The 7735-nt window shown below is 48.2% G+C and carries 8 protein-coding genes; 6 read left to right on the plus strand and 2 right to left on the minus strand.

Annotation, left to right across the window (positions count from 1 at the left end; all coding sequences use genetic code 11):
- Positions 1-89 precede the first annotated feature (89 nt).
- Complete coding sequence (locus tag QZR21_RS06730; protein WP_296098606.1) at positions 90-1580, minus strand: TolC family protein; 1491 nt, start codon at positions 1578-1580, stop codon at positions 90-92.
- 553 nt (positions 1581-2133) lie between these two features.
- Here QZR21_RS06730 and QZR21_RS06735 point away from each other — a divergent pair.
- The 6 genes from QZR21_RS06735 (at position 2134) to sstT (ending at position 6895) form a co-directional block, all read left to right on the plus strand.
- Positions 2134-2502, plus strand: a complete 369-nt coding sequence (locus QZR21_RS06735) for a helix-turn-helix transcriptional regulator (protein WP_296098610.1) — start codon at positions 2134-2136, stop codon at positions 2500-2502.
- Entirely contained in the window at positions 2495-3055 is a 561-nt protein-coding gene (locus QZR21_RS06740; protein WP_296098612.1) for an ImmA/IrrE family metallo-endopeptidase, read from the plus strand. The genes QZR21_RS06735 and QZR21_RS06740 overlap by 8 nt, the downstream gene beginning before the upstream one ends.
- Positions 3056-3227: 172 nt before the next feature.
- Positions 3228-3923 carry a DUF4417 domain-containing protein gene (locus tag QZR21_RS06745; RefSeq protein WP_296098614.1) on the plus strand — a complete coding sequence of 232 codons (696 nt, stop codon included), beginning with the start codon at positions 3228-3230 and terminating at the stop codon, positions 3921-3923.
- A complete protein-coding gene (locus QZR21_RS06750) occupies positions 3913-4248 on the plus strand; it encodes a hypothetical protein (RefSeq protein WP_296098617.1) in 336 nt (111 codons plus the stop codon). The genes QZR21_RS06745 and QZR21_RS06750 overlap by 11 nt, the downstream gene beginning before the upstream one ends.
- A 42-nt stretch (positions 4249-4290) precedes the next feature.
- A complete protein-coding gene (locus tag QZR21_RS06755; RefSeq protein WP_296974528.1) occupies positions 4291-4791 on the plus strand; it encodes a CPCC family cysteine-rich protein in 501 nt (166 codons plus the stop codon).
- A gap of 844 nt (positions 4792-5635) precedes the next feature.
- Complete coding sequence (sstT, locus tag QZR21_RS06760) at positions 5636-6895, plus strand: serine/threonine transporter SstT (protein ID WP_296098621.1); 1260 nt, start codon at positions 5636-5638, stop codon at positions 6893-6895.
- Positions 6896-7060: 165 nt separating this feature from the next.
- On the opposite strand, the gene QZR21_RS06765 is transcribed toward sstT, so the two are convergent.
- The gene (locus QZR21_RS06765; RefSeq protein ID WP_296098622.1) at positions 7061-7576 is read right to left on the minus strand and encodes a hypothetical protein; all 516 of its coding nucleotides are present in this window, start codon (positions 7574-7576) and stop codon (positions 7061-7063) included.
- Positions 7577-7735: the final 159 nt, after the last annotated feature.

Raw genomic sequence — 7735 nt, forward strand, 5'->3', positions numbered from 1 at the left:
TTGCATAAAAATCCAAGAATGAAATCTGACAACGATTTAATCAGTGCTTCCCTAGGTCTACAGAACCTACGGCTCAAATGCTTTCGCTCTCACTCCTGCCCGTCAGCCAGTGGCTTCCAGCCGCCGCCGAGGGCCTTGAAGAGGGCTACCATATCCGTCAGCTCCTGTCCCTTGGCCAGGGTGTAGTTCTGGTCCAGGGAGAGGTAATGCCTCTCTGCATCCAGTACGTTCATGTAGTCCGAAAGGCCGTAGCTGAACTGGTTCTTCGAAAGGTCCAGGGCCTCCTTCGCATGGGCCCTGCCCCTTTCCAGGGAATCCTTTCTCACCTTGTCCTGGCTCACCGCCGCCATGGCGCTGCGGACTTCGCCCGCCGCCTTGAGCACCGTATTTTCATAGTCCGCCTGCCGCTCTTTTTCCTTTTCCGATGAAATCTTCACCTGGCTCCTCAAAGCGCCGCCATTGAACAGGGGGTACGTCACCTGGGGCATGATGCCCAGGGCGTGGCTTCCGGCGGAGAAGAGGCCTCCTCCCAGGGCTGCCAGCCCCAGGACCCCGAGAATGGAAAACTTCGGCTTCAGCTCCGCCTTTGCTTCCTTCGTCTTTTCTACCTGCGCCGCCCAGGCCATTTCTGCCGCATGGATGTCCGGCCGCTGCCGCAGGGTTTCCGCCGGAATGGCATTGTACATTTCCGGGTCCACATCAGGCAGCGGCGCCGGAGACAGAAGCTTTTCATTGAGAGCCCCCGGCACCGTGCCGGTCAGAATGGAAATCCGGTTCAGCGTATCGGAAATCCCCTTCTTCAATTCCGGAATCTTCGCTTCCGATTCATTCAATGTATAGGACGCCTGGTCCGAGGGGAGGGAAGAAAGGAGTCCCGCATCTTCGTTCACCTTCAGGAGTTCCAGGTTTTCCTTCTGGTTTGCGATGTAGGCTTCCGTCACCGCCAGCTCCTCCTGCAGGGTACGGAGGGTGATGTAATTCATGGCCACCTCGGCGGAAATGGATACCCAGGTACCGTAGAGCATGGCATGCTGGGCTTCCAGCGTATTTTCGGAGGACTTCACCTTCGCCCGGTTTTTGCCGAACACGTCAAGCTCCCAGGACGCGTCCACGCCGGCGTAGGTCATATTCTGCCCCGTATCGATGCCGGCGCCGGGCATGTTTTTCAAAAGATCCGGCGTCACGCCGTCCACCACGTCATCCGGTGCCTTCACCCGCACCCAGCCGGCGCCTGCATTCATCCAGGGAAGCCGGGCCGCCTTGCTGACCCCCAGGGCCGCTCTCGCTTCGCCGAGACGGGCCCGGGCCGCCGCCAGATCCTTATTATTGGCAAGGGCGGTCTCGATGAGTTCATCCAGCGTGTCATCGTGGAAAACCTTCCACCACTCCGAAAGCACCTTCGGAGAAAGAGCTGCCCCTTCCTTTTCCTGGTAATAGGGATTCTCATACTGCCCGGCCAGGGCAGTCCAGGAAGAAGCTGCCGCCTTCTCCTCCGCCGCCTGCGCCGTAAATGGAACATCACAAAAGGCAGCCGCTGCCAGAACCATCGCCAGAACCGCTGCCTTCCTTTTTCTATCCATACCATCCACCTCCTGAAAACCACTCAGTCAGGGAAGCACTATATTCTTAATCTGATAGTATTATATCAAATTCAAATTTGAATTTCAATTTTGCGGTGAATGGCAATTGGTGAGGCAGCATGGTTACGGATAGAGTCACGAGCCTTGAGCAGTGAGCCTTGGGCCTTGAGCTGAATAGCCGCTACGCGGCGGGCGCCATGTGGCTAAGTAACAAGAAGTCGTGTGGGAGCTTCCAGCTGCTAGCGGCTAGCTCTTAGGAAAACGGGCCGGCTTGTAGCGCTACCAAGAATCAGCAGTCTGCTTCGCATCCACCGATAATAGGATCACGATAAATAGTCATTCTACTTGGAAATGCGATACTTATCCGCATAGTAATACTACAAAATGTATAGCATAAAAGCTTATTGTTTTAATGTGTTTCCCTCTTCTTAGCAATGTCAATTCACCATAACGTCGGCGCCGTGTACATAATTAACCATTTGGTTGATATTATTTCCATATGGTGTATAACGAGCTTAGAGGTAAGTTGACCTTTTCAATAGGAGGAATTATTATGATCACCCCATTAGGTAAGTTTCTGCGAAAGCTGCGCATAGACGCAGGTGAAATTCTTAAGGATATGGCTGATAAACTCGATGTCTCTCCTTCCTTTTTATCTGCTGTCGAAAATGGAAAAAAGAAAATGCCCTCTTCTTGGAACAGCAAAATCTGTATTCTTTATCATTTGACCCCTGAAGAGAAGAAAAAATTTACTACCGCCATCGCGGAGACCGAGGAATCTATTACGCTTTCACTAGATTCCCTATCACTGCCACAAAAAGAAACTGCCATTTCTTTTGCCCGCGAATTTCCGGATTTAACAGAGGAGCAGCTTTCCATTTTAAATAAATTTCTTAAGAAAGAAGATAAGAAAAATGATTAAAGCAAATCCAACTTCCAGAATCCAAATTCAGCTTTATGCTGATCACATCCGCAAATGCATCGGCTACAAGAACAAATTATATTTTCCCATCTTGAAGTTTTTGGAAATTGTGCTTCCTACCCTCATTCCAAATTTCAATTATGAAATTCTATCAAAAGAAGAAATGGGTAATAAACATGGAGAAACGAGACCCGATCTGGATTTGATTCAGATTCGCGAGGATGTCTATTCAGGTGCCTGTATCGGCAATGGAAGAGATCGTATGACCATTGCTCACGAAATTGGGCATTTGCTTATGCATAGCAAGCTTAATATTTCATTATGCAGGGTGGAAAATGGTATAGAAGAAAAGCCAAAGATTTATGAAGATCCCGAATGGCAGGCAGATGTATTTACCGGCGAGCTTTTGGCTCCGTCCTATCTCATCAGAGATATGTCTCCTGAAGAAGTAAGCAAGGATGCAAATATTTCTTTGGCAGCCGCAAGGACTCAATTACGTCATCTTCCCATCAATCATAGCCAAAACCCACATGAAAGGAGGCGATGCTTATGATTGATGATTGCATTCGGAGGAATCTGATCTACCAAACAGATTCCTTTTAATATCTTTCTTCCCCCATAAATTGATTTTCTAATTATATAATGCTGGTTCAAAGGATATAAGAGTCCTCTAGTGAATTTAAAAACCTTTTTATATCCTTTCCAGAAGGAAAGAGTGAGTTTTTATGATATCTTCCGTGTCTTTACCGCGGGCTTTACGCCCTGCTCCCGATTCATTCCAAGCATTTTTGGTAGATGGAGCAGAATTTACAAAAGAAGAAGAATACCCCATTATTCCGATTCATTTTATTTCAAAGGAAATTCCTAAGAGAGTTGTTCCTTTTAATAAAGCAATAACCTGCCATCACAATCTTCAAGATACATTCATTTCTTTTTATGCCCCTGATCAGACATTTGAACGTGTGCGCAGAAACCCAGCCCGTTATGTCCGTTTCTTTAAGAATACTGCAGGTATCATCGGTTTAGATTTCAGTGTCCACTCCGATATGCCAATAGTAAAGCAGAAAGCACAAATGAATGATAACCTCTCACTTACCTATTTTTTGGGAAGTCAGGGTATACCTGTTATTCCTAACGTAAGATGCGGAGTCGATGATCTTACGCCGGAATTTTTATCAGCCATTCCTAAGCACTCCTATATAGCTATTGGAACACATGGATTTATCAAAGAAAAATGGCAACAATATGATTGGTACTGTTTCCTTGAAGAAATCATCCCTTATCTGTCTCCTCGTGGCATTATTGTTTATGGTTCTCTTCGAAATCCTATGTTTGAAGTATTTAAGAAGCAGGTTCCCTTTTACTTCTATGAACCTTGGATTTGTCAGCGCAGAAAGCGGGGTAGCAGAAATGTCTTCTAAAGGAGCCAGCAACCGCTATCCAACTACCAGCAACGGTAATCATCGCAAAGTAAGTGGCCATATTAACTACGCTTGGGCGAAGGATTTCAATAATCGAACACTCAATGACCATTTTAAACGGCATGGTGAGCAGATGAAATGTAATACGAAAGAAGCTTACGCCGCCAAAGCAGTTAAATTTGCCAATACCATTGACAAAAAACACTGTATCAGCTTCGTAGCTCAAAATGGTACAACCTATAAATTCAATAAAAAAATGGTACCCTGGCAATTATACTCAAGAACGGGATCGTTATCACCTATTTCAAGCCCAGGTATGGAATAGCCTACTATAGAAATCAAATTCCAAAGAAGGGTGGAAAAAATCATGAAAAGAGAAAAACTGTTTAAACCAATGAAATGCCCCGTATGCCATGCCTTTTATTTTTCTGAACTTACAGAGGATGACATCAAATACGGCCTTGCCCAACAGTGTACACAGTGTGGTTGGAAATACGACCTGGAACAGGTCAAAGACCCTGACCTGGTGGATATCCAAAATGGCATGTCTCTGAAGGAGTACAAAAAACAGTACCGGAAAAAGATTGCTAAAAATCCAAATTATAATTATCTGGAGGCGAACTACACACCACACCCTCATCTTTGTCCGGTATGCAGAAAGCATACCTTTCCGGATGAGGGCAGTTTCGATATCTGCCCGGAGTGCGGATGGGAAGATGACGGAGTCATGGAGGACCATCCTGACGGATTCGAGGGAAATGGTAACGATCTCTGCCTGAATGATTTCCGCAAACGTTATGAGGATCTCATTAAAAAAACCCTCATTACCGCTATAAGCGAGATTGTATTCCAGAAGTTGAATAAGTAAAGTAATCAGGCAAATGAAAAAAGGCCATCAGAGCTACCAAACTCTGATGGTCTTTTTCAAAGGATATAAGAATCCTCTAGTGAATTATCTACATCATATAAGATTTCAGGCATAGTGTCAAGAAAACAGTTACCCACAGGTACAGGTAAATTAGTGCACTTACGATGAATCACGAGACTTTAGCAGGACAGCCGCTATGCGGCGGGATTGCATATCCGACGGAGCTGCTGGCTTTTAGCGGTCAGTAAAACTCGATATCTGCATCACTCCCATTAACTAGTGTTCTGCCCCAAGCATGCAGGATGGATTGCCGTAACGGTTAAAAGCTGAATGTGGGCTAAGCATGCCCTCTGGCTCTCTGCTTCGCAGATTCCGCCTCTACAAGGCGGATCCATCCCCTGCCCTTTGGGCTGCCCCCTTCTCCAAGGGGGCACGTACTTAACGAATAGAGTCAATTATCATTTGCTATGTTTCGTAAATCTACGCCAAACTGTGTCTGGAGCCTTTTGCACAAATACGCTTGAGACTAACTGCCCCAAAAGCTCTATGGACTTTTGCACAAATGACTGAAGGAAATACCAGATAAAAAGAGTTGCAGATAAATCGGCCTTTCTGGACGCTAACAGCTGGCAACCCTGTGCCAGATGGCTCCAATCATAAACATGCAATCCCGCCGCGAAAGCGGTTGACCAGCTCAAGGCTCGTGACTATGACCGTAAGCATGGGAGCGAGATACCCAATACCGCCTTTTCTCCCCTTCTCCTTGCGTTCTCTTTCTCATAAGCGTATAATGTGAATTCGTAATGACTTTTTTCTATATTACATATTATATAAGGAGGACCCTTTGATATCTAAACTGCGAAACCTGCTTTCCCATATCAAACTCATCCACCAGATCGCCATGGGCCTGGTACTGGGCATTATCCTGGCCATCGGCCTGCCGGAGTCGGTACCCCTGATCCGGGTATTCGGCGACCTCTTTGTGAAGGCATTGAAGAGCGTGGCGCCGGTGCTGGTGTTCTTCCTCGTCATCAACGCCATCGCCCAGAAAAAGCCCAGCCAGGGGGGCAATATGAAGCCTGTCATCACTCTGTACATGACAAGTACCTTCTTCGCTTCCATCGTGGGGGTTACCTTTTCTTTCCTCTTCCCCACATCCCTGGCCCTGGACACGGCGTCTGCCGCTTCTAATGCAGCCGCTCCCAGCGGCATCGGCGAAGTACTCTATAACCTGGTCATGAGCACCATCGATAACCCGGTATCCGCCATCCTGAAGGCAAACTACATCAGCATCCTGGTGTGGGCCATCATTTTCGGTGTCGCCCTGAAATCTATGGGCGGTGTCCAGACGAAACAGTTCCTCGACGATACGGCCAAGGCGGTCACAAAGATCGTGGGCTGGGTCATCCACCTGGCGCCCCTGGGCATCATGGGCCTTGTGGCCAATTCCGTAGGCAGCGAAGGCCTTTCCGCCCTTCTTGGATATATGAAACTGCTGGCGGTCCTCATCAGTGCCTATGCCACCGTAGCCCTTGTCATCAATCCCCTCCTCGTATTCACCAGGATCCACAGGAATCCCTATCCCCTGGTGCTGACTACGCTGAAGGAAAGCGGCATCTATGCCTTCTTTACCAGAAGCAGCGCCGCTAACATCCCGGTGAACCTCTCCCTCTGCTGCCGGCTGGGACTGGATCCGGACATGTACACCATTTCCATTCCCCTGGGAGCCGCCGTCAATACAGCCGGCGCTTCCGTCACCATTTCCGTCCTGTCCCTGGCCGCCGCCTATACCCTTGGCATCCATGTGGATATCCCAACGGCCCTGCTGCTCTGTCTCGTAGCCACCATCGGTGCCTGCGGATCCTCCGGCGTAGCCGGCGGTTCCCTGCTCCTCATCCCCGTGGCCTGCGCCTCCTTCGGCATCAATAACGACATCGCCATGCAGGTGGTGGGCGTAGGTTTCATCATTTCCGTCCTGGAAGACGCCTGCGAAACCGCCCTGAACAGCAGCAGCGATGTCCTCTTCACTGCCACCGCAGAATTCGAGAAACGGCGGAAAGAGGGTACTTTGAAATCAGGAGACATGGAGCTGCGGAGAGGATAAGCGGAGATTAAGTGTGATGGGTGGCTAGTAGCTAGTGGCTGGTTGCTGGGTGCATTTGCCGCGAAGCGGCTGTCCTACTCAAGGCCCAAGGCTCGTGACTCTACCCTTTAGCATAGTAAAAAGAGCCAGGAATCATAATCATGATTCCCGGCTTTTCCTATGTACTTATTCCTTCTTCAGTACCTTCACAATTTCGCCCATATAGATGCTGTGGTTGTTATTGGCCTGTTTCCCGGAATTCCACCGTTCGTAGGTTTCCTTGTCCGTATAGAATTCAGGCTTCATTTCATGGGTATAAATCTTCCTGCATACGAGAATGAGGTCCGCTTCTTCCAGGCCCACCGCTTCATCGCCGATGGCATAGGGATGGAGGCCGCTGCCTTCGAACTTATCGCCGTCCCGACCGGAATGGGATCCCATGTAGGTTTCCTTCGGTTTGTATTCCACCGGCGGGAAGGACAGTGTGAAATAATCCTGGCTGTCCAGAATGGTCTTCATAAACCGGCTCTGACGGATGTAGATGGAAGCCACCGGCTTTCTCCACATGATACCAAAGCCGCCCCAGGTCACGAGCATGGGGTTGCACTTTTCCTTATTTCCCGCAGTGACGATGCAATACTTACCCAGGTCCGTAAAGGGGTTCAACCCGCATTCTTCTACCGGTATTTCTTTAAAAGACATAATGAAGTCTCCTTCCTTTTGAATCTAATAAATTCTATGTGAATTATACCACATATCTCATGGGATTCTAAAGGACTTTATGATAAAATGAGGAGAAATTTGCAAATTGCGGTTTGTCGAGCTGTTGGAGCGAAGCTTACGGATAGAGTCATTCGTGCG

This window comes from uncultured Dialister sp. (genome assembly GCF_900541605.1).
Lineage (GTDB): Bacteria > Bacillota > Negativicutes > Veillonellales > Dialisteraceae > Dialister.

Coding starts and splice junctions, on each gene's coding strand:
- QZR21_RS06740 (WP_296098612.1), top strand. CDS start 2,495: ATGATTAAAGCAAATCCAACTTCCAGAATCCAAATTCAGCTTTATGCT.
- QZR21_RS06730 (WP_296098606.1), bottom strand. CDS start 1,580: ATGGATAGAAAAAGGAAGGCAGCGGTTCTGGCGATGGTTCTGGCAGCG.
- QZR21_RS06765 (WP_296098622.1), bottom strand. CDS start 7,576: ATGTCTTTTAAAGAAATACCGGTAGAAGAATGCGGGTTGAACCCCTTT.
- QZR21_RS06755 (WP_296974528.1), top strand. CDS start 4,291: ATGAAAAGAGAAAAACTGTTTAAACCAATGAAATGCCCCGTATGCCAT.
- QZR21_RS06750 (WP_296098617.1), top strand. CDS start 3,913: ATGTCTTCTAAAGGAGCCAGCAACCGCTATCCAACTACCAGCAACGGT.
- QZR21_RS06735 (WP_296098610.1), top strand. CDS start 2,134: ATGATCACCCCATTAGGTAAGTTTCTGCGAAAGCTGCGCATAGACGCA.
- QZR21_RS06745 (WP_296098614.1), top strand. CDS start 3,228: ATGATATCTTCCGTGTCTTTACCGCGGGCTTTACGCCCTGCTCCCGAT.